The following is a 21,671-nucleotide window of genomic DNA, read 5'->3' on the forward strand; positions in this document are numbered from 1 at the left end:
CTCCCGTCACTCGAACAGCGAGTGCCGCGCGCCGGGCTCCTCGCGACGGCGGGCGGCGCGACGACGCTGGATGATGACCAGGTCGACGACGGCAACCACCGCGAAGACGGCGCAGACGACACCCAACCAGGCCACGTCGGCACGGAACGCCAACACCGCGAAAACGGTCATGGTGACGAGCCCGAAGCTGGCCAGCGCCAGCCGCAGGTTCAGCGCGCTGTACGCGTGACCGACCGTGCCACGGGCACGCCGGGGCTGTGATCTCGTCATCATCCCCACCTACCCCGCGCCGCCAGAGCTAACCGTCGCCCGCACCCGCTTTCCGGCCGTGCGTTGCGTTACACCGGCCCGGCGTGACCCGACCTTTCCGGGCATCGGCGGGGAACATGGACCCATGACCGTGAGCCATGCCGAGCCGGTGACCGTCGCCGTCGCCCGCCGCGCCGACCCCGCCCGCACCGAGGAGATGGTGGCGTGGATGCGGGCCGGCACGGCGCTGGCCGAGGCGTTCCCGGGTTTCCTGGGCGCGGGTTGGGTGCGCAGCGCACCCGGGTCGGGCGACTGGCACATGCTCTACCGGTTCGCCGACCCGGACACGCTGCGCCGCTGGGAGGAATCGCCGCAGCGCCACTGGTGGCTGACGTCGGCACAGGGCATCGTCGAGCACACCCACGTCGAGCGGCGGACCGGCATCGAGGGCTGGTTCGATCCGCCGCGCACGGCGGCCGTCGAGCCGCTGGACGCGGAACCGACCGTTTCGCAGTCGCCGCCGCGCTGGAAGCAGGCGGTGACGATCTGGTTGGCGTTCTTCCCGCTCAGTCTCACCGCCACGCTGCTGACCGGCCAGTTCCTGCCGGGGCTGCCGACCGCGGCGCGGGTGCTGGTGATGACGCTGACCCTGACCCCGCTGATGACCTACCTGGTCCTGCCCCGGATCACCCGGGCGTTGCACTGGTGGCTGCACGGCCGGGCAGCGCCCTGGCGCGGGCAACGGACGCCCCGGGGCCCGCGCATATAGCACGGCAATCGGGGACATCACAGGGCACTGCCGCATCCCCGACAGCGCGTGACCAACCGACCTCACCCGCGTAGAGTCACCGTGCCGTCGCTCTGCGCTGTGAGGCTAGGGAAGTCATGCCTGGACGCTGGACCACCGCCGCCGTCTGCCTGCTCGCACTCGTCGCGTTGGCCTGCGAGGCGGGTGGGGATGCGGCGCCGCGCCCCTCGGGCACGGCCCAGCCCGGTTCCCCCCGCGTCGTCGCCGCCCTCGGTGACTCGATCACCACCGGCTTCGGGTCCTGCCTGGTCCTCACCTCGTGTCAGCGCAACTCCTGGTCGACAGGGGACGGGCTGCGGGTGGACAGCCACTACCGGCGGCTGCTCGACCGGAACCCGGGGCTGCGCGGGAAGGCGCACAACCATGCCCGGGCGGGGGCCCGGGCGTCCGCGCTGGCCGGTCAGGCGGAAGCGGCGGTACGCGACCGCGCCGACTACGTCACGGTGCTGGTCGGGGCCAACGACGCCTGCCGCGCCACGATCGACGCGATGACCCCGGTGGCCGACTTCCGGGCCGAGATCAACCGAGGGTTGCGGGTGCTGCGCGAGGGACGCCCGAAGGCCCGGGTCCTGGTCGTCAGCATCCCGAACCTGTACCGGCTCTGGGAGGTCGGCCATGACGAGCCCCGGGCGGTACGCGCCTGGCGGCGGGGCGTGTGCCCGGCGCTGCTGGCCGACGCGACCTCGACCGCGCCGGCCGACCGGAGCCGCCGCGCCGCGTTCCGCGAGCGGATCGCCGCGTACAACGCTCAGCTGAAGGCGGCGTGCCGCGCCTACGGCTCGCGGTGCCGCTACGACGGCGGCGCCGCGCACCGGGTCCGCTTCGACCTGGATCTGGTCAACCGGCTCGACTACTTCCACCCCAACACGGCCGGCCAGTCCCGCCTCGCCGACGTGACCTGGCGCTCCTCCGGCTACGCCGACTGATCGCCCGCCTGGTCGGGACGACGGGGCAACGGAACCCGGGGGCCGCCGTGCTGCCGGTAGAGCGCCCGGGAACGCTCGGCCAGCTTCTTGGTGGCCGAGGAGTTCGCCCAGGTGCCGAGGATGATCGCCGCTCCGGGAACCACCTTGGCGAAGAGCCGCTTCGCCGCGCGTACCCCGGCCATCTGGGCGAGCCGGACGCCCAGGTGCAGCATCACCCGGCCGAGCGGTGCCTGTCCGCCACCGCCGAACAGCGCGCCCGCACGCTCGCGTCCGGCCGCCACCCCCAGCGCCACCCGGGCGCTCGCGGCGACCTTGTGCACCTTCTGCAACACCAGCAGGTCGGTGGCGCGGTCGGGATGCGTCGGGTCGGCACCGTACGCGGCGGCGACGTGCAGGACCATCCGGGACTGGGTCCAGGCCAGCACGCCGACGTCGATCACCGCGCCGGGCAGTCCGGCCGCACCGGAGACGGCACCGGAGAGCCGGGCCTGGTTGACGAACCGACGTACCGCCTGCTCCGCCAGGGCCTCGGCGCTGATCCCGGGCTGCGCGGCCCGGACCCGCTGCGCCCACTGCGCGGCCTCCGGGCCGAGCCTGCGCACCGCTTCCAGCGCGAGGTGCTCGGGAGCGTACTGCGGATCCTGGCGCATCCGGTCCCACAGCGTGGCCGGTGGCGCCTCGACGACCCGGCCGCCCGGCGGAGGCGGGGCGGGGGTGACGGACTGGCCCTCGGCGGGCACGGGGGGATCACTCATCACCTCTCCTTTCGGTGGCGCCCATCCATGTGTACCCCGCTGGAGCAACGGCGTACCGTCGGCCGATCACCCGGCGACGCCGGGCCGGGCGGACCGGCGCGGCAGGAATGCACGAGGATGGCAGGTACGTTCTGGCGATCGGGGTGCCGGCAATCCGGTGGCCCGTTACGCACATGCAGGGAGGCCGCACCGGTGCTCGACCCACACGAGCTCTACGAACTCACCGACGATCTGCCCGACCTCGGTCAGCCGGTCCTGATCCAGGCGCTCACCGGTTTCGTCGATGCAGGTAACGCCAGCCGGCTCGCCCGCGAGCAACTGCTCACCTCGCTGGAGTCCCGCCCGATCGCCCGGTTCGACCTGGACCAGCTCTTCGACTACCGCTCCCGCCGGCCGGTGATGACCTTCGTCGAGGACCACTGGGAGAGCTACGACGACCCGCAGTTGGAGCTGCACCTGCTCCACGACGACGACGAGACCCCGTTTCTGCTGCTCACCGGCCCGGAGCCCGACCTTCAGTGGGAGCGGTTCACCGCCGCCGTCGCCGGGCTCGCCGCCCGGCTCGACGTCCGGCTCACCGTCGGGCTCAACGCGATCCCGATGGCGGTGCCGCACACCCGGCCGACCGGCGTGACCGCGCACGCCACCCGGCGTGACCTGATCGCCGGCTACGAGCCGTGGCTGCAACGGGTGCAGGTCCCCGGCAGCGTCGGCCACCTGCTGGAGTTCCGCCTCGGCGAGGCGGGCCGCGACGCGCTGGGCTTCGCCGCGCACGTACCGCACTACGTGGCACAGGCCGAGTACCCGGCCGCCGCCGAGGTGCTGCTGGCGTCGGTGTCCCGCAGCACCGGGCTGCTGCTGCCCCGCGACGGGCTGCGCTCGGCCGCCGAGGTGGTACGGGTGGAGATCGACCGGCAGGTCGCGCAGAGCGACGAGGCCACCACCCTGGTCCAGGCTCTCGAGGAGCAGTACGACGCGTACGCCCGGGGTCGGGGCGAGAAGAACCTGCTCGCCACGGAGAACGGTCCGCTGCCCACGGCCGAGGAACTCGGCGCCGAACTGGAGCGGTTCCTCGCCGAACAGACCCGCCCCAACAACGACACCCCCTGAAAGGGCACCATCTCGACGGCTCGCGGGCCGGTAGGGGCGTGACTCGGCACCGGCGCGCCGGCCGGTGGTGCGGCAGCGCGCCGGCCGCGCGGGTCGGGGCCGGATGGGGCAGGCTGGCACCATGCGCCTGGCGACGTGGAACGTGAACTCGGTGAAGGCCCGGCTGCCCCGGCTGCTCGACTGGCTGGCCGGCACCGGTCCGGACGTGGTCTGCCTCCAGGAGACCAAGTGCCCGGACGGTGCCTTCCCGGTGACCGAGGTGGGTGAGCTGGGGTACACCGTGGCCAGCCACAGCGACGGCCGGTGGAACGGGGTCGCCATCCTGTCCCGGGTCGGCCTGGCCGACGTCACCGTCGGGTTTCCCGGCGAGCCCGGCTTCCCCGAGCCGGAGGCCCGCGCGATCTCGGCCACCTGCGGCGGGCTGCGGGTCTGGTCGGTGTACGTGCCGAACGGCCGCGCGCCCGACGACCCGCACTACGCGTACAAGCTGGCCTGGTTGGCGGCGCTGCGGGACGCGCTGGACACCGAGCTGACGAACCGGGCACCGCTGGCCGTCTGCGGCGACTTCAACGTGGCACCCACCGACGACGACGTGTGGGACCCGGCGCTGTTCGTCAGCTCCACCCACGTCACGCCGCCCGAGCGGGCCGCCCTGGCGGCGCTGCGCGATCTCGGCCTCACCGACGTGGTGCCCACTCCGATGAAGGGCCCGCACCCGTTCACCTACTGGGACTACCGGGCCGGCATGTTCCACCAGAACAAGGGCATGCGCATCGACCTGGTGTACGCCTCGGCCCCGCTGGCCCGCGCCGTCCGGTCGGCGTACGTGGACCGGGAGGCCCGCAAGGGCAAGGGCCCCTCCGACCACGCCCCCATCGTTGTCGACGCCGACCTGGTCCCCACCGTCGAGTCCTTCTGACCCCCACGCCGACCCGGCGCGGCCGTGGCCGCCGACCCGGACGGGTGCTGGCGCGAGATGCCGCAACTCGGCCTCTCCCGCCGCCAGGAAAGCCCCACTTACCGCAACCCGCGCCCATGCCCGGCGCCCGCTGGCGAGGGCAGCGGCTAGGGTGAGGCCATGGCAGTTGTGAAGATCAACGCGATCGACGTTCCGCCCGGTGGCGGCGAGGAGTTGGAGAAGCGGTTCGCCGCCCGGGCTCGCGCGGTGGAGAACTCCCCCGGTTTCCTCGGCTTCGAGCTGCTGCGTCCGGTGGCCGGCGAGAACCGCTACTTCGTCTACACCCGCTGGGAGACCGAACAGGCGTACGAGGACTGGGCCGCCGGCCCCGCCCGAGCCGCCCACGCCGCCCCGCCCGGAGCCGAGCAGCGGCCACCGGTCGCCACGGGTGCGACTCTCCTCGAATTCGAGGTCGTGCAACAGGTCCCCTGACCGGCCCCAGGTTCACCGCTGCTGAAACACCACCGCCACGTCGCCGAACCGGAGCAGTAGCGGCGGGTAGGTCAGGAGGGGCGGGTGGTGGTGAGGGTGGCGAAGGCGATGACGTTGTCGGCATAGCCGGTGCCGCCGCCGAGCCACTCGCCGCCGCAGGTGATCAGCCGCAGGCCGGGCGGGCCCTCGTGGCCGTAGACCCGGTCGGCGGGCAGTCGATCCTTCGGGAAGTGTTCGACCGAGTTGACGGTGAACACCGCCACCGAGTCGTCCTCCCGGAGGACCTCGACGGTGTCCCCCACCTTCAGCTTGCCCAGGTGGTAGAAGACCGACGGGCCACTCTTGGTGTCCACGTGCCCGACGATGACCGCCGGGCCCGGGTCCCCCGGCACCGGCCCCCGGTCGTACCACCCGGTTTCCTCGTGCCGGCTCAGCGGCGGCACGGCGATCGAGCCGTCCGGTGCGTCACCGACCGGTTTCACCGGCGCGGCGACGTCGATCGACGGGATGGACAGGCTCACCGGCCGCGCGGCGGTACGTCCGGCGGACACCGTCGAGGCTCCGCCGGAGCCCCCTTCGCCGCCGGTGGCCGTCCAGTCGAGCGGCCCCCCGACGGTGTGCCCGAGCCCGGCGCCGGTGGCGAACACGCCGGCCAGCACGAGCACCACTGCCAGCGGCAGCGACCACGGGCTGCGCCCGGGACGCGCCGGGCGGCCGGACCCGCCGGCACCGCGTGGTGCCCGACGACGGTCGGTGAACGGTGCCGCAGCCCGGGCGCGACGGGAGCCCACGTCCGGCACCGCCGCCCACCCGTGCGGGCGCCGCGTGGCACCGGAGCCGGTCGCACGGCCGCCGCGCCCCGACGCGGAACCAGCGCCTGCCGCACCGTCGCCGGGACGCGGCGTGGGACCGGAGCCGGCGGGGCGGTCGCCGGGACGCGGGGGCGAGCTGTCCGGCGGTACGAACAGGTCGGTTCGATAGGTGGGACGGGGCGGGCCACCGACGGGACGGGCCGCGCGACCGGAACCGGTTCGTGGCCCGGCCCAGCCGGGCGCACCGGTCGAGCCGGAGGGGCGGGGTGTGCGGGGGGCGGTCATGACGGGCTCACCGTCGGCTGCCGCGACGGCGGGTCGCGGTGACCCAGAGGACCATGCCGGTGACCGTGAGCGCCAGACCGCCGGGAAGCAGCAGATTGCCGGTGATGTCGCCGGCGCTCCCGCCGAAGCCGGTCGCCGGCCCTCGGCTGGGCTTCATCTGGCGTACCACCTGGATCATGGTGGAGGCGGTCTCGCCGCCCCGGCACTCCAGCTTGACCCGGTAGTTGCCGGGGAGCACCCGCTCCTTGACCATCGCCGTGCCGGTCAGCAGCCCGCGCTGCGGCTGCACGGCGACCCGGCCGAACGCGTCCGAGACGACGATGGCCCCCACCGAGTTGTCGTGGCAGCTGGCGCGGAGCCCGACCAGATGGCCCGGTTCCACCATGCTCGGCGAGACCTCCACGAACACGGTCGGGCCGGGCTGCGGTGCGCCCTCGGGTACACCGGGTTGCCCACCGCCGGGTTGCCCGGCGACGACCGGCACGGCGGCGGCCCGCGCGGGTGCCGCCAGGTGCGCCGAGTCGGTGCCGGCCGGCACGGACGGCGACAAGGGTGTCGCCACCGCCGGTACGGGCGTCAGCAGGGCGGCCAGGGTGATCGCGAGCAACGGGGCGAAGGCCGCGACGGTACGCAACGGAGCGGTGGACGGCGCCGGACGAGTGTGGATCGCTGCTGACACGCTGCCCCCTCCCGGTGCGCCGGGGCGGTCGCCGGGCACCGCCGGGCACCCGGTCCTGCCTTCTTCCGATGATGGTCTCACCACCGGGCGTACCTCACATCCGGGCCGGCGCGTGTTCGCGTAGGCTCGGTGCGTTGTGACCTCCACCGACCCCACTCCCGCCGTCGCCGTGCCGCATCCGGTACGGGCGATCCGCACCTACCACCCGCGTCGCGGCCGGATGAGCGGCCGGCAGGTGACGGCGCTGGAGCAGCACTGGCCGCGGTACGGGCTGCGCGTCGCCGACGCCGACCCGTTCGACCCCGTCGGCCTGTTCGGCCGCCGGGCCCCGCTGGTGGTCGAGATCGGTTCCGGCATGGGCGACACGACCGCGGAGATGGCCGCCGCCGACCCGGATCGAGATTATCTGGCGGTCGAGGTGCACACCCCCGGAATCGCCAACCTGCTGGACCTGATCCACCTTCGTGACCTGGGCAATGTCCGGATCGTCGAAGGCGACGCGATGGAGCTGCTCGATCTGCTGCCGCCCGCCTCGCTGGACGCGGTACACGTCTTCTTTCCGGACCCGTGGCCGAAGTCCCGCCACCACAAGCGGCGGCTGATCCAGCCCGCCCACGTGGCGCGGTTGCGGTCCCGGTTGGCGGTCGGTGGCACGCTGCACTGCGCCACCGACTGGGCGGAGTACGCCGAGTCGATGCGGGCCACCCTGGACGCCGATCCGGGCCTGGTCAACGCCCACGACGGGTACGCACCCCGGCCCGCGTACCGGCCGGTGACCCGGTTCGAGCGACGGGCGATGCGCGCCGGCCGCCCGATCGCCGACCTGATCTACCGCCGCCACGGGTAGGCCCGACGGCGGGCGAGCGCCGGCTGCCCCGGTTGGCGCACAGGCAATTCATCCAGGCACCATGGACCGGCCATGACACTCACCGCCGCGCTGCCGAAAACCGCCGACCCCGACACCCTCTACGACGCGTTCGCCAGTTGGGCGTCCGAGCGCGGCCTGGACCTCTACCCCCACCAGGAGGAGGCGGTCATCGAGATCGTCTCCGGGGCCAACGTGATCATGAATACGCCGACCGGCTCGGGCAAGAGCCTGGTCGCCATCGCCGCGCACTTCGCCGCGCTGGCCGACGACCGGACGACCTTCTACACCGCGCCGATCAAGGCGCTGGTGTCGGAGAAGTTCTTCGCGCTCTGTGAGGTCTTCGGCGCCGAGAACGTCGGCATGCTCACCGGCGACGCCAGCGTCAACGCCGACGCCCCGATCATCTGCTGCACCGCGGAGATCCTGGCCAACCTGGCGCTACGCGAGGGCAGTCGGGCCGACGTCGGTCAGGTGGTCATGGACGAGTTCCACTTCTACGCCGAACCGGACCGGGGCTGGGCCTGGCAGGTGCCGCTGATCGAGCTGCCGCAGGCCCAGTTCGTGCTGATGTCGGCGACGCTCGGCGACACCACCCGGTTCGTCGACGACCTGACCCGGCGTACCGGCCGGGCGACCGCCGTCGTGCGCTCGGCCGAGCGGCCGGTCCCGCTGCTCTTCTCGTACGCGATGACGCCGCTGCACGAGACCCTGGAAGAGCTGCTGGAGACCAAGCAGGCCCCGGTGTACGTGGTGCACTTCACCCAGGCCGCCGCCCTGGAACGCGCCCAGGCGCTGATGAGCGTCAACGTCTGCACCCGGGCCGAGAAGGACATGATCGCGGCCGCGATCGGTGGGTTCCGGTTCACCTCCGGCTTCGGCAAGACCCTGTCCCGGCTGGTCCGGCACGGCATCGGCGTGCACCACGCGGGGATGCTGCCCAAGTACCGCCGGCTGGTGGAGACCCTCGCCCAGGCCGGACTGCTCAAGGTCATCTGCGGTACGGACACCCTCGGCGTCGGAATCAACGTGCCGATCCGCACGGTGCTGTTCACCGGCCTGTCCAAGTACGACGGGGTCCGCACCCGGCTGCTCAAGGCCCGCGAGTTCCACCAGATCGCCGGTCGGGCCGGACGAGCCGGCTTCGACACCATCGGGCGGGTCGTGGTGCAGGCGCCCGAACACGTCATCGAGAACGAGAAGGCGCTCGCCAAGGCCGGCGACGACCCGAAGAAGCGACGCAAGGTGGTGCGCAAGAAGCCGCCGGAGGGCTCCATCGGCTGGGGCAAGCCAACCTTCGACCGTCTGGTGGAGGCCGAACCGGAACCGCTCACCTCCAGCTTCCAGGTCAGCCACTCGATGTTGCTCAACGTCATCGGCCGCCCCGGCGACGCGTTCGCGGCCATGCGGCACCTGCTCACCGACAACCACGAGGACGCGGCGGCCCAGCGCCGGCACATCCGCCGGGCCATCGCCATCTACCGGGCGTTGCGGGCCGGCGGCGTGGTCGAGGAGCTGCCCGAGCCGGACGAGACCGGGCGGCGGGTCCGGCTCACCGTCGACCTGCAACTCGACTTCGCCCTCAACCAGCCGCTGTCGCCGCTGGCGCTGGCCACCATCGAGCTGTTGGACGGCGACTCGCCGTCGTACGCCCTGGACGTGCTGTCGGTGATCGAGTCGATCCTCGACGACCCGCGCCAGGTGCTCTCCGCGCAGCAGTTCAAGGCCCGTGGCGAGGCGGTCGCCGCGATGAAGGCCGACGGCATCGAGTACGAGGCCCGGCTCGAACTGCTCGACGAGGTGACCTGGCCCAAGCCCCTCGCGGAGCTGCTGGAGAACGCCTACGAGATGTACCGGCGGGGGCACCCCTGGGTGGCCGACCACCAGCTCTCCCCCAAGTCCGTGGTGCGGGACATGTACGAGCGGGCGATGACCTTCACCGAGTACGTGCAGTTCTACGGGCTGTCCCGCTCCGAGGGCCTGGTGCTGCGCTATCTCGCCGACGCGTACAAGACGCTGCGGCAGACGGTGCCCGAGGAGGCCAAGACCGAGGAACTCGTAGACCTGATCGAGTGGCTGGGCGAGCTGGTCCGCCAGGTCGACTCCAGCCTCATCGACGAGTGGGAGCGGCTGCGCAACCCGACCGACCTGCCCGACGTCGCCGCCGCCCTGGACGACCGGCCGGCGGCGGTCACCCGCAACCCGCGGGCGTTCCGGGTGCTGGTGCGCAACGCCCTGTTCCGGCGGGTCGAGCTGGCCGCGCTGCGGCAGTGGAACGCGCTGGGCGAGTTGGACGCCGACTCCGGTTGGCCCGCCGACGCCTGGGCCGACGCGCTGGCGCCCTACTTCGAGTCGTACGACGGGATCGGGACCGGTCCGGACGCCCGTGGCCCGGCGCTGCTCATGATCGAGCAGGGTCGGGAGCGCTGGACGGTCCGTCAGATCCTGGACGATCCGGAGGGCGACCACGACTGGGGCATCAGCGCCGAGGTCGACCTCGCCGCCTCCGACGAGGCGGGCGCCGCCGTCGTCCGGATCACCGACGTCGGCCAGCTCTGAAATTTTCCGCGAGGGGGCCGTCCGGGATGCCCGGGCGGCCCCTTTCGTACCCTGGGCGATGTCAGGGTCGTCGATTAGAATGTATGTACTAATCGAGTTCCTGACCTGGGAGGATGCTCGTGACCGCGCCCATCTCCGCCCCCCTCACGCCGTACGCCACCCTCCTCGGTTTCACCCGGTACGTCGACCGCACCGGCCCGACCAAGGCCAGCTTCGTCGGCGGCCTGCGCCGGCAGCGGGCCAGCCGTTCCGGGTTCAACCCGCACGGCCAGTTCGTGAAGGCGCTCAAGGCCGACATCGCCTTCCACACCGGCGGCACCCACCTGGCGCAGGTGGTCGACGTGGTCAAGCCCCGCTGGCGGCCGCTCTACCAGTCGCTCGTGCCCGGCGCGACGGCCTGGCTGCACTCCCTCGGTGAGCCTGCCGGGGTCGACCTTGCCCAGACCCGCGACGCGCTGGCCATGCTCGGCGACCTGCCCATCAAGATCAACCCCCACTTCGGCATCCGGTACGCCGACGGCCGCGCCGAAGCGGTGCGCCTGCACTTCGACGAGAACCCGCCCAGCGAGGAGGCGACGCTGGCCGCCCTGCACCTGACCGCCCGGCACATGGACGCCGTGCTCCCGCACGCCGAGCCGGTCCTGGTCGACGTACGCCGGGGCAGCACCCACCGGATGCCCGACAACGCCCGGCCCGACGAGATCGAACGCTGGCTCGCCGGCGAAGCCGCCGCCTTCCGCGCCATCTGGTCCGCCGCCGCCTGACAGCCCCACCCCTCACCCGCCGCGTCTCAAAATGAGCAACTTCGGGGAAGGTGTCGCCTCGACGCGTCCGCAGGCAGCGCTTTCCCCGAAGTTGCTCGTGCAACGCCTCGTCGTGGTGGTCAGCGGGCCGCCGGTGGGTTATCCACAGGGGCGGCGGAAGGGGCTCGTGTTCGTCCATGGTGGACGTCATGGCCAAATCCGCTCGGCGTCCGGCGCAACTGCGCGGGCGCGTCTTCCGTGGTTCCCGTGCCGTGGCTCGCGGGCTGCTGACCCGGGGTGAGCTACGCAGCAGGGCGTGGCGGCCGGTCTTCCGGGACGTGTACGCCGACGCCCAACTCACGCTCTCGCACCGCACCCGGTGCGTGGCCGCGGCGAGGTGGGTCATGCCACCCGGTGCGGTGATCGCCGGGCGCAGTGCCGCCGCGCTGTTCGGCGCCGGGTTCATCGGAGACGCCGAACCGCTCGACATCCTGGTGCCCGCCGGGCTTCGCTTCGGGCCGGTCGCCGGTCTCGTGGTGCACACCGGGAAGATCACCGAGTTCGACGTGTTGTCGCACGCCGGCATGCCGGTCACCACCCCGCTGCGGAACTGCTGGGACCTGGCCCAATGGCTCGACGTCGAGCAGGCCGTGGTCGTCGTGGACCGGCTGCTCGGCCAGCGACTGGTGCGCGCCGACCAGCTACAGGAACTGGCGGATCGACGTCGGGGCACCCGGGGCTGGAGACGCATGCTCCGCGTGGCACAGCTGGCCGACCCGGGCGCGGAGTCGGCTCAGGAGTCGCGGCTACGGGTGCGGATCGTGCTGGCCGGTCTTCCCCGGCCGGTCACCCAGTTCGTGGTGCAGCGCGGTGGCAGGTTCATCGCCCGCGTCGACCTCGCCTGGCCAGAACTCAAGATCGCGGTCGAGTACGACGGACTCTGGCACGACGACCCGCAGCAACTCCATCGCGACCGGCGACGCCTCAACCGCCTACTCGGCGAGGACTGGATCGTCTTGCACGTGACCGCCCAACGCCTCCGCGACGACTTCGACGGCTTCCTCACCGAACTCCGCCAAGCCCTCCACACCCGCACCCGCTGATCCCGCCACCCACGCACAAGCCCGAACGGGCACAAGCGCAGACGGCAGTTTCGGGGAAACTGCCGCCTCAGCTCGTGTCGAGGGGACACTTTCCCCGAAGTTGCACACGCCGCCGTGGATCAGAGGTGCGAGCCGGGCAGGCTAGTGAGGGGCGGGTGGGGTCAGGTCGGTGACGGGCACGACCTTCGGATCCTCGGGGTTGCCGAGGATGACGCGTAAGGCCGGATAGCGTTCGGCCAGGAGCTGGCGACAGGCATCGCAGGGGGTGACGAGGGACCGGCCGCGGTCGCCGACCGTGACGATCGTCTCCAGCTCGCCCACGCCCTGCGTGGCGGCGGTACCAACCACAACCGTCTCGGGGCAGGCCCCGCCTGTCGCGTGCACCACGTTGACCGCCGAGATGACCCGACCGTCGGCGGTACGAGCCGCGGTGGCGAGAGTGTGGGTTGTGCTGCGGCAACGCAGCTTCGCCACCGCGCTGGCCGCCTGCACCAGCGCGCGATCGGTGTCCCGCATCGTCATCGGCGTCCCCACGTTCCGCTCCCAGCTCAGCGATCAACGATAGACCGCCACCGCGCTGGCGCCACTTCACCGCCTCCCTTGCTCTGCTTTGACCCACGCATCGGCTTCAGGCCGCAACCGTTGCGCCGGTTGAAGCAGAGCGTGCGGCACGGCGGTGAACCTCGGCCCGGCCGGCCAGCGCGGCCCGCCCAGCCCCGGCCGACCCAACCCAGCCGGTCCTGCCCGGCCAGCGCGACCGGCCCCGGGCACGGCGTGGGTAACCAGGAGGCGGACCGGCGGGCGGCTGCCTATCCTTGGCCACGACATGCAGAATCCAGCCTCACCCGCCGCGACCGATCCCGTCGGCGAGTTGCAGCGTCGACTGTCTCCGCTGATGTTCCGCGACCAGCGTCACCTGCGCCGTCGGCTCGACGGGCTGCGCAAGCTCCGCGATCCGCGGCGCCGCGAATCGGTGCTGGCGGAGATCGTCGCCGAGACGGCTGCGGCGGAGGGTCGGCTGGAGCGGCGGAAAGCGGCGGTCCCGAAGATCGTCTACCCGGCCAGTCTGCCGGTCAGTGAGCGCAAGGACGACATCGCCGCGGCGATCCGCGACCACCAGGTGGTGATCGTGGCGGGCGAGACCGGCTCGGGCAAGACCACCCAGCTGCCGAAGATCTGCCTGGAGCTGGGGCGGGGCATCGGCGGCCTGATCGGGCACACCCAGCCCCGGCGGCTGGCCGCGCGTACGGTGGCCGACCGGATCGCCGAGGAGCTGGGGACCGAGCTGGGTGACGTGGTCGGCTACAAGGTGCGCTTCACCGATCAGGTCAGCGAGAACAGCCTGGTCAAGCTGATGACCGACGGCATCCTGCTGGCCGAGTTGCAGACCGACCGGATGCTGCGCCAGTACGACACGTTGATCATCGACGAGGCGCACGAGCGCAGCCTCAACATCGACTTCATTCTCGGGTACCTCCGGCAGCTCCTGCCGCACCGCCCCGACCTCAAGGTGATCATCACCTCGGCGACCATCGAGACCGACCGGTTCGCCCGACACTTCGCCGGGCCACCGACCGCCGAGCATCCCGACGGCGAGCCGGCACCGGTGGTGGAGGTCTCCGGCCGGACCTATCCGGTCGAGGTGCGCTACCGGCCGCTGGTCGAGGTCGCCGGAGGCGACGAGGAGGATGCCGACGAGGAGAACGTCCGCGACCAGGTCCAGGCCATCGGTGACGCCGTCGAGGAGCTGGCCGCCGAAGGGCCGGGCGACATCCTGGTCTTCCTCAGCGGTGAGCGGGAGATCCGGGACACCGCCGAGGCGCTGGGCAAGCTGGTGCAGAACAAGCGGTCCCTGCTCGGCACCGAGATCCTGCCGCTGTACGCCCGGCTCAGCGTCGCCGAGCAGCACCGGGTCTTCGCCCCGCACGGTGGACGCCGGGTGGTGCTGGCCACCAACGTGGCGGAAACCTCGCTGACCGTGCCCGGCATCAAGTACGTGGTGGATCCCGGCACCGCCCGGATCTCCCGCTACTCACAGCGGCTGAAGGTGCAGCGGCTGCCGATCGAGCCGATCTCGCAGGCCAGCGCCAACCAGCGCAAGGGTCGCTGCGGACGTACCTCGGACGGCATCTGCATCCGGCTCTACGACGAGCAGGACTTCGAATCCCGTCCCGAATTCACCGACCCGGAGATCCTGCGGACCAACCTGGCCTCGGTCATCCTCCAGATGACCGCCATCGGCCTGGGCGACATCGCGGCGTTCCCGTTCATCGACCCGCCGGACCGGCGCAACATCACCGACGGCGTCAACCTGCTGCACGAGCTGGGCGCGCTCGACCCGGCCGAGAGCGAGCCGACGAGACGGCTCACCACTCTCGGCCGACGGTTGGCCCAGTTGCCGGTCGACCCCCGGCTGGCCCGGATGGTGCTGGAGGGGGAACGCAACGGCTGCGCCACCGAGGTGATGGTGATCGCCGCGGCCCTGTCCATCCAGGATCCGCGCGAGCGGCCGGCGGAGAAACAGGCCCAGGCCGACCAGGCGCACGCCCGGTTCGCCGACGCCGAATCCGACTTCGTCGCGTACCTCAACCTCTGGCGGTACCTGCGCGAGCAGCAGCGGGCCCTCTCCTCCAGCGCGTTCCGCCGGATGTGTCGGGCCGAGTACCTCAACTACCTGCGGGTCCGGGAGTGGCAGGACATCGTCAGCCAGTTGCGCCAGGTGCTGCGTACCCCTGACGACAGGAACCGGGGACGCGGCCAGCGGGGCGGCCCGGACGCCGCGCCCGACGGCGGCGGGCGGCGCCAGGGCGGCGCGGACCTGCCGGAGGAGATCGACACACCGAAGGTGCACCAGTCGCTGCTGCCCGGCCTGCTGTCGCACGTCGGCCTCAAGGACGCGCAGAAGCACGAGTACCTGGGCGCGCGCGGGGCGAAGTTCGCCCTGTTCCCGGGCTCGGCGCTGTTCCGCAAGCCGCCCCGCTGGGTGATGGCCGCCGAGCTGGTGGAGACTTCCCGGCTCTGGGGGCGGGTGAACGGGCGGATCGAGCCGGAGTGGGTCGAGCCGCTCGCCCAGCACCTGGTCAAGCGCAGTTACAGCGAGCCGCACTGGGAGAAGAAGCAGGCGGCGGTGATGGCGTACGAGAAGGTCACCCTCTTCGGCGTCCCGCTGGTCACCTCGCGCAAGGTCAACTTCGGCCGGATCGACCCGACGCTGAGCCGGGAGTTGTTCATCCGGCACGCGCTGGTCGAGGGCGACTGGTCCACCCACCACCAGTTCTGGCGGGACAACCAGCGGCTGCTGGCCGAGATCGAGGAGCTGGAGAACCGGGCCCGGCGGCGCGACATCCTGGTCGACGACGAGACGATCTTCCAGTTCTACGACGAACGGATCCCGGCCGACGTGGTCTCCGGGCGGCACTTCGACAGTTGGTGGAAGAAGATCCGCCGCGAGCGGCCCGAGCTGCTCACCTTCACCCGGGAGCTGCTGGTCAACGCGGGTCGGGGCGGGCTGGACGAGGCCGACTACCCCGACCAGTGGCGGGCCGACGGGGTGGCGCTGCCGCTGACGTACACGTTCGAGCCCGGTACCCCGACCGACGGCGTGACGGTGGACATCCCGCTGCCGCTGCTCAACCAGGTGCCCGCCGAAAGCTTCGACTGGCAGGTGCCGGGGCTGCGCGAGGAGCTGGTCGTCGCGCTGATCCGGTCACTGCCGAAGCCGGTACGGCGCAACTTCGTGCCGGTCCCCGACTACGCCCGAGCCGCGCTCGCCGCGCTCGCCGCGATCACCGTCGGCGAGGAGCCGCTGCTGGACGCGCTGACCCGGCAGCTGCGGCGGATGACCGGGGTGACCGTACCCCGGGACGCGTGGGATCTCAGCAAGCTGCCGCCGCACCTGAGGGTCACCTTCCGGGTGCTCGGCGACGACGACAAACCGGTCGCCGAGGGCAAGGACCTGCCGGCCCTGCAACGCCAGCTCAAGGCGGAGGTACGCCAGGTGGTGGCCGCCGCCGCGCCGGAGGTGGCCCGATCGGGGCTGACCGGCTGGGAGATCGGTACGCTGCCGCCCACCATCGAGCAGGTACGGGCCGGGTACGCGGTGACCGCCTACCCGGCGCTTGTGGACGAGGGCGCCACGGTCGGCGTGAAGGTGTTCGACTCCCCGGCCGAGCAGGAGGCCGCCCACTGGGCCGGCACCCGTCGGCTGCTGCGGCTGACCGTGCCGTCCCCGGCGAAGTTCCTCCAGGGCCGGTTGACCAACGAGGCGAAGCTGGCGTTGTCCCGCAACCCGCACGGCGGGGTGCAGGCGTTGATCGAGGATGCGGCCGGCGCGGCGATCGACAAGCTGATCGCCGACGCGGGCGGGCCGGCCTGGGACGAGGCGGGTTTCGCCGCGCTGCGCGAGAAGGTCCGGGCCGAGCTGGTGGACACGGTGGTGGCGGTGATGGACCGGGTCCGGGCGGTGCTCGCCACCGCGTACGCGGTGCAGCAGCGCCTCGGCGCGACGCGGAACCTGGCCGTGGTGGCCGCCCTGGCCGACATCCGCAACCAGCTCACCGGCCTCGTGCACGCCGGCTTCATCACCGAGGCCGGGTACGCCCGGCTGCCCGACCTGCTGCGCTACCTGACCGCGATCGAGCGTCGACTGGACCGGCTGCCGGGCAACCCGGCGCGGGACAAGCAGCAGCAGGACCGCGTCGCGGTGGTGCAGCGCGAGTACGACGAGTTCCTGGCCGCCCTGCCCGCGGCGCGACGCTCGTCGCCGGCGGTCCGCCAGATCCGCTGGATGATCGAGGAGTTGCGGGTCAGCATCTTCGCCCAGGCCCTCGGCACCCCCTACCCCGTCTCGGAACAACGCATCTACCGCACCATGGACGACGCCGAGAACGGCTAGGGCAGGGGCTCGACGCCGGGTGGGAGTTGGGCGGTGGCGGTGGCGGTGTGGACGTAGTCGAGCAGGATGCGGCGTAGTTCGCGGCCGGCGTGGGTGGGCACGGCGTCGCGGCGGCGGGCCACGGCGATGGTGCGGCGGACGCCGGGTGGGGCCAACCGGGTGACGCGGATGCCGGCCCGGCGGGCCACCACCATGCCGGGTACGACGGCGATGCCCAGCCCGGCCTCGACGAAGCTGAGCACCGCGTCCATCTCCCCGCCGTCCACCGACAGGGTCGGTTCGAAGCCGGCGCCCCGGCACGCCTGGAGGGTGGCGTCGCGCAGGTCGTAGCCCTCGCGGAACATCACCATCGGCTGGTCGCGCAGGTCGGTGATGCGTAGCTCGGCACCGGGGGTGGCGGTGGGCACCGGGTCGACCGAGGCGACCACCAGGTTCTCGGTGAGGATCGGGTCGGCCCGCAGGCCGGCGTCGGTGCCCTGGGCGGGCATGATGATCAGTGCGAGGTCGAGGTCGCCCCGGAGCAGGTCACGGACCAGGTCCTGCGAGCCGCCTTCCTCCATCCGCAGGTCGACGGTGGGGTGGGCGTCGCGGAACCGGCGCAGCACCGGCGGGGCGAGCGAGGTGGCGAGGCTGGGGGTGGCACCGAGGCGTACCCGGCCGCGCCGCAGGCCGACAAGTTCCTGCACCTCCCGGGTGGCGGTCTCGACGTCGGCCAGGATCCGGGTGGCCAACGGCAGCAGCACCTCGCCCGCCGCGGTCAGCGTTATGTTGCCCCTTACCCGTTCGAACAGGGGTGCGCCGAGGGTGTCCTCCAACGCGTGAATTTGCTTACTCAACGACGGCTGGGTGATGCCCACGATGTCGGCCGCCTGGGTGAAATGTCGTACTTCGGCCACCGCGACGAAGTACTTCAGCTGATGGAGCTGCATCTACATAGCTTATGACTATCAAGACTGCGGTGTCGATGCATTGGACGACTGATCGAAGTCCTCCTAGCGTCGGTCGAGTGGTAGTCACGACGAGAACCCGGTCGCCCATCCGATCGAATGTCGGCCTCAAGGCCGTCATGGCGGTGACGGGCATCCTGCTGGTGCTGTTCCTCATCGCCCACATGCTGGGCAACCTGAAGATCTTCTCGGGCGCGTCCTCGTTCGACCACTACGCGCACTGGCTGCGCGAGATCGGCGTCCCGCTGCTGCCCAGCGCCGGGTTCCTGTGGATCCAACGGGTCGGCCTGCTGACGGCGGTGCTGCTGCACATCTGGGCCGCCACGGTGCTGGCGTTGCGGGCCCGCGCCGCCCGTCCGGTCCGCTACGCCCACCGCAAGAAGGTCCGCGGCAGCTACGCGGCCCGCACCATGCGCTGGGGCGGCGTGATCATCCTGCTCTTCGTGATCTACCACATCCTGGACCTGACCACCGGCACGCTGAACCCGGTCGGCGACCCGTCCCGGCCGTACGCCAACGTGGTCGCCGACTTCGCCCCGCAGCGCTGGTACGTCACGGCCTTCTACACCCTGGCGATCGTCGCGCTCGGCTTCCACCTGCGGCACGGCGTGTTCAGCGCGTTGCGCAGCCTGGGCCAGCAGACCCCGCGCGGCGAGCAGCGGGCCCGGGTGGTGGCGCTGGTCTTCGCCGTCGTGCTCTGCGCCGGCTACCTCGTGGTCCCGTTCGCCGTACTCACCGGATTGGTGTCCTGACCATGGATCTGTTCACCGAGGGCGACCCGATCGCCGACACCAGGGCCCCCGACGGCCCGATCGAGACCCGGTGGGAACGCCGCCGCTTCGAGGCCAAGCTGGTCAACCCGGCCAACCGCCGCAAGATGACCGTGATCGTGGTCGGCACCGGTCTGGCCGGCGGCTCCGCCGCCGCCACGCTCGCCGAGCAGGGCTACCGGGTCCGGTCGTACTGCTACCAGGACAGCCCGCGCCGGGCGCACTCGATCGCCGCCCAGGGCGGCATCAACGCCGCAAAGAACTACCGCAACGACGGCGACTCGGTGCACCGGCTCTTCTACGACACCGTCAAGGGCGGTGACTTCCGCTCCCGCGAGTCGAACGTGCACCGGCTGGCCGAGGTCTCGGTCAACATCATCGACCAGTGCGTCGCCCAGGGGGTGCCGTTCGCCCGCGAGTACGGTGGCCTGCTCGACACCCGTTCGTTCGGTGGCGCGCAGGTGCAGCGCACCTTCTACGCTCGGGGCCAGACGGGTCAGCAGTTGCTGCTCGGCGCGTACCAGGCGTTGGAGCGGCAGATCGGCCTGGGCAACGTGGAGATGAACGCCCGGCACGAGATGCTGGAGCTGATCGTCGTCGACGGCAAGGCCCGGGGCATCGTGGTCCGGGACATGGTCACCGGCGAGATCACCACGGAGTTCGCCGACGCCGTGGTGCTCGCCTCCGGCGGCTACGGCAACGTTTTCTACCTCTCGACGAACGCCAAGGGCTGCAACGTCACCGCGACCTGGCGGGCGCACCGCAAGGGCGCGTACTTCGCCAACCCCTGCTACACCCAGATCCACCCGACCTGCATCCCGGTCTCCGGCGACCACCAGTCGAAGCTGACCCTGATGAGCGAGTCGCTGCGCAACGACGGCCGGGTGTGGGTACCGAAGGCCAAGGACGACGACCGCGACCCCCGCGACATCGGCGAGGACGAGCGGGACTACTACCTGGAGCGCATCTACCCGTCCTTCGGCAACCTGGTGCCCCGCGACATCGCCTCCCGGGCCGCGAAGAACGTCTGTGACGAGGGCCGGGGCGTGGGCCCGACGAAGCTCGGGGTCTACCTCGACTTCGCCGACGCCATCGACCGGCTCGGCCGCAAGGCCATCGAGGCCAAGTACGGCAACCTCTTCGAGATGTACGAGCGGATCACCGGCGAGGACCCGTACGAGGTGCCGATGCGGATCTACCCCGCCGTGCACTACACGATGGGCGGCCTCTGGGTCGACTACGACCTCCAGTCGACGATCCCCGGCCTGTTCGTCATCGGTGAGGCGAACTTCTCCGACCACGGCGCGAACCGGCTCGGCGCCTCGGCGCTGATGCAGGGCCTGGCCGACGGGTACTTCGTGCTGCCCAACACGGTCGCCAACTACCTGGCCGCCGGTCCGTTCGAGAAGGTCGACGCGACCCACCCGGCGGCCGTCGAGGCCCGTCGCGACGTGGAGGACCGTATCCAGCGGCTGCTCGCGATCGACGGCGACCGGACGGTGGACTCGTTCCACCGCGAGCTGGGCCAGATCATGTGGGAGCACTGCGGCATGGAGCGCTCCGAGGCCGGGCTGCGCAAGGCCATCGACGAGATCCGCGCCCTGCGGGACCAGTTCTGGCAGCGGGTCCGGGTGCCGGGCAACGGCGAAGGGTTGAACCAGTCGCTGGAGAAGGCCGGCCGGGTCGCCGACTTCTTCGAGCTGGCCGAGCTGATGTGCATCGACGCCCTGCACCGGGAGGAGTCCTGCGGCGGCCACTTCCGCGCCGAGCACCAGACCCCGGAGGGCGAGGCGCAGCGCGACGACGACCGGTTCGCGTACGTCGCGGCCTGGGAGTTCACCGCCACGGGTGAGCCCTCGGTGCTGCACAAGGAAGACCTGAACTTCGAATACGTCCACCCCACGCAGCGGAGCTACAAGTGAACCTGACCCTGCGCATCTGGCGCCAGTCCGGCCCCCAGGACAAGGGTCGGATGGTGACGTACCAGGTCGACGACGTCTCCCCGGACATGTCGTTCCTGGAGATGCTCGACGTGCTCAACGAGCGGCTCATCCTCGCGGGCGAGGAGCCGGTCGCCTTCGACCACGACTGCCGTGAGGGCATCTGCGGCATGTGCGGCCTGATGATCAATGGGGACGCGCACGGGCCGCAGCGCGGCACCACCGCCTGCCAGCTGCACATGCGGCAGTTCTCCGACGGCGACACCATCGACATCGAGCCGTGGCGCGCGCGGGCCTTCCCGGTCATCAAGGACCTGGTGGTCAACCGCAACGCCTTCGACAAGATCATCGCCGCTGGCGGGTACGTCACGGCGCCCACCGGCAGCGCGCCGGAGGCGCACTCCGTACCGGTGGCCAAGGCCGACGCCGACGCCGCCTTCGAGTCCGCCGCGTGCATCGGCTGCGGCGCCTGCGTGGCCGCCTGCCCGAACGGCTCCGGGATGCTGTTCACCGCCGCCAAGGTCACCCAGCTCTCGCTGCTCCCGCAGGGCCAGCCCGAGCGCTACACCCGGGTGATCGGCATGGTCGACGCGCACGACGAGGCCGGCTTCGGCGGCTGCACCAACGCCGGCGAGTGCACCGTGGTCTGCCCCAAGGGCATCCCGCTGACCACCATCGGCCGCCTCAACCGCGACTACCTGACGGCAACCACCCGCCGCGCCGACACCCCCGGCACCTGACCCCACCCCGACCGGATTTCCTCCGTTGACCATGAGGTTGGCGGCAGTTGTTGATCTTCAAGCCGCCGCCAACCTCATGATCAACCTTGCGGGAGG

The 21,671-nt window shown here is 71.7% G+C and carries 19 protein-coding genes; 13 read left to right on the plus strand and 6 right to left on the minus strand.

Annotated elements, in window-relative coordinates; translation table 11 throughout:
- Positions 1 to 6: 6 nt before the first annotated feature.
- On the minus strand, positions 7 to 270 hold the full coding sequence (locus tag O3597_RS15605; RefSeq protein ID WP_164445289.1) for a DUF6343 family protein: 264 nt from the start codon (positions 268 to 270) through the stop codon (positions 7 to 9).
- Between the two features lie 124 nt (positions 271 to 394).
- Here O3597_RS15605 and O3597_RS15610 point away from each other — a divergent pair, with 124 nt between their 5' ends.
- Together O3597_RS15610 and O3597_RS15615 are read left to right on the plus strand one after the other, a co-directional pair.
- Positions 395 to 1,018 carry an antibiotic biosynthesis monooxygenase gene (locus O3597_RS15610; protein ID WP_164445291.1) on the plus strand — a complete coding sequence of 208 codons (624 nt, stop codon included), beginning with the start codon at positions 395 to 397 and terminating at the stop codon, positions 1,016 to 1,018.
- A gap of 116 nt (positions 1,019 to 1,134) precedes the next feature.
- Entirely contained in the window at positions 1,135 to 1,983 is an 849-nt protein-coding gene (locus tag O3597_RS15615; protein WP_269738915.1) for a GDSL-type esterase/lipase family protein, read from the plus strand.
- On the opposite strand, the gene O3597_RS15620 is transcribed toward O3597_RS15615, so the two are convergent.
- On the minus strand, positions 1,971 to 2,738 hold the full coding sequence (locus O3597_RS15620) for an EcsC family protein (protein ID WP_164445293.1): 768 nt from the start codon (positions 2,736 to 2,738) through the stop codon (positions 1,971 to 1,973). The two genes, O3597_RS15615 and O3597_RS15620, sit on opposite strands and share 13 nt — an antisense overlap.
- A gap of 192 nt (positions 2,739 to 2,930) precedes the next feature.
- On the opposite strand from O3597_RS15620, the gene O3597_RS15625 reads away from it, so the two are divergent.
- The 3 genes from O3597_RS15625 to O3597_RS15635 all read left to right on the plus strand — a co-directional run bounded on the left by O3597_RS15625 (position 2,931) and on the right by O3597_RS15635 (position 5,238).
- Positions 2,931 to 3,848 carry a PAC2 family protein gene (locus tag O3597_RS15625; RefSeq protein WP_164445294.1) on the plus strand — a complete coding sequence of 306 codons (918 nt, stop codon included), beginning with the start codon at positions 2,931 to 2,933 and terminating at the stop codon, positions 3,846 to 3,848.
- A gap of 121 nt (positions 3,849 to 3,969) precedes the next feature.
- Positions 3,970 to 4,767, plus strand: a complete 798-nt coding sequence (locus O3597_RS15630; protein ID WP_281601576.1) for an exodeoxyribonuclease III — start codon at positions 3,970 to 3,972, stop codon at positions 4,765 to 4,767.
- A 159-nt stretch (positions 4,768 to 4,926) separates the two neighbouring features.
- A complete protein-coding gene (locus O3597_RS15635) occupies positions 4,927 to 5,238 on the plus strand; it encodes an antibiotic biosynthesis monooxygenase (RefSeq protein WP_281601577.1) in 312 nt (103 codons plus the stop codon).
- A gap of 71 nt (positions 5,239 to 5,309) precedes the next feature.
- Here O3597_RS15635 and O3597_RS15640 read toward each other — a convergent pair whose 3' ends face one another.
- On the minus strand, positions 5,310 to 6,029 hold the full coding sequence (locus O3597_RS15640) for a class F sortase (protein WP_281604554.1): 720 nt from the start codon (positions 6,027 to 6,029) through the stop codon (positions 5,310 to 5,312).
- A 313-nt stretch (positions 6,030 to 6,342) separates the two neighbouring features.
- Positions 6,343 to 6,933 carry a hypothetical protein gene (locus O3597_RS15645; RefSeq protein ID WP_281604555.1) on the minus strand — a complete coding sequence of 197 codons (591 nt, stop codon included), beginning with the start codon at positions 6,931 to 6,933 and terminating at the stop codon, positions 6,343 to 6,345.
- 301 nt (positions 6,934 to 7,234) lie between these two features.
- Between O3597_RS15645 and trmB the strand changes: the two genes are divergently transcribed.
- The 4 genes from trmB to O3597_RS15665 all read left to right on the plus strand — a co-directional run bounded on the left by trmB (position 7,235) and on the right by O3597_RS15665 (position 12,284).
- A complete protein-coding gene (trmB, locus tag O3597_RS15650) occupies positions 7,235 to 7,861 on the plus strand; it encodes a tRNA (guanosine(46)-N7)-methyltransferase TrmB (RefSeq protein WP_281604556.1) in 627 nt (208 codons plus the stop codon).
- Between the two features lie 72 nt (positions 7,862 to 7,933).
- Complete coding sequence (locus O3597_RS15655) at positions 7,934 to 10,438, plus strand: DEAD/DEAH box helicase (RefSeq protein WP_164445299.1); 2,505 nt, start codon at positions 7,934 to 7,936, stop codon at positions 10,436 to 10,438.
- A gap of 119 nt (positions 10,439 to 10,557) precedes the next feature.
- The gene (locus tag O3597_RS15660; protein ID WP_281601578.1) at positions 10,558 to 11,202 is read left to right on the plus strand and encodes a hypothetical protein; all 645 of its coding nucleotides are present in this window, start codon (positions 10,558 to 10,560) and stop codon (positions 11,200 to 11,202) included.
- Between the two features lie 188 nt (positions 11,203 to 11,390).
- Positions 11,391 to 12,284: a hypothetical protein gene (locus O3597_RS15665; RefSeq protein ID WP_281601579.1), complete on the plus strand. Its 894-nt coding sequence runs from the start codon at positions 11,391 to 11,393 to the stop codon at positions 12,282 to 12,284.
- A gap of 141 nt (positions 12,285 to 12,425) precedes the next feature.
- On the opposite strand, the gene O3597_RS15670 is transcribed toward O3597_RS15665, so the two are convergent.
- Entirely contained in the window at positions 12,426 to 12,806 is a 381-nt protein-coding gene (locus O3597_RS15670; protein ID WP_281601580.1) for a cytidine deaminase, read from the minus strand.
- A gap of 304 nt (positions 12,807 to 13,110) precedes the next feature.
- On the opposite strand from O3597_RS15670, the gene hrpA reads away from it, so the two are divergent.
- Complete coding sequence (gene hrpA / locus O3597_RS15675; protein ID WP_281601581.1) at positions 13,111 to 17,178, plus strand: ATP-dependent RNA helicase HrpA; 4,068 nt, start codon at positions 13,111 to 13,113, stop codon at positions 17,176 to 17,178.
- On the opposite strand, the gene O3597_RS15680 is transcribed toward hrpA, so the two are convergent.
- A complete protein-coding gene (locus O3597_RS15680; RefSeq protein ID WP_281601582.1) occupies positions 17,175 to 18,107 on the minus strand; it encodes a LysR family transcriptional regulator in 933 nt (310 codons plus the stop codon). The two genes, hrpA and O3597_RS15680, sit on opposite strands and share 4 nt — an antisense overlap.
- Before the next feature lie 77 nt (positions 18,108 to 18,184).
- On the opposite strand from O3597_RS15680, the gene O3597_RS15685 reads away from it, so the two are divergent.
- From O3597_RS15685 to O3597_RS15695, 3 genes are read left to right on the plus strand one after another with little or no spacing between them, the layout of a single operon-like run.
- Positions 18,185 to 18,877 (plus strand): succinate dehydrogenase cytochrome b subunit, encoded by a 693-nt coding sequence (locus O3597_RS15685; RefSeq protein WP_281601583.1) that lies wholly within the window; start codon positions 18,185 to 18,187, stop codon positions 18,875 to 18,877.
- Between the two features lie 2 nt (positions 18,878 to 18,879).
- Positions 18,880 to 20,817, plus strand: a complete 1,938-nt coding sequence (locus tag O3597_RS15690) for a fumarate reductase/succinate dehydrogenase flavoprotein subunit (RefSeq protein ID WP_164445305.1) — start codon at positions 18,880 to 18,882, stop codon at positions 20,815 to 20,817.
- A complete protein-coding gene (locus O3597_RS15695) occupies positions 20,814 to 21,575 on the plus strand; it encodes a succinate dehydrogenase/fumarate reductase iron-sulfur subunit (RefSeq protein WP_281601584.1) in 762 nt (253 codons plus the stop codon). Before O3597_RS15690 ends, O3597_RS15695 begins: the two co-directional genes overlap by 4 nt.
- The last annotated feature ends 96 nt before the right edge of the window (positions 21,576 to 21,671 follow it).

This window comes from Verrucosispora sp. WMMA2044 (assembly GCF_027497155.1).
Classification (GTDB): domain Bacteria; phylum Actinomycetota; class Actinomycetes; order Mycobacteriales; family Micromonosporaceae; genus Micromonospora; species Micromonospora palythoicola.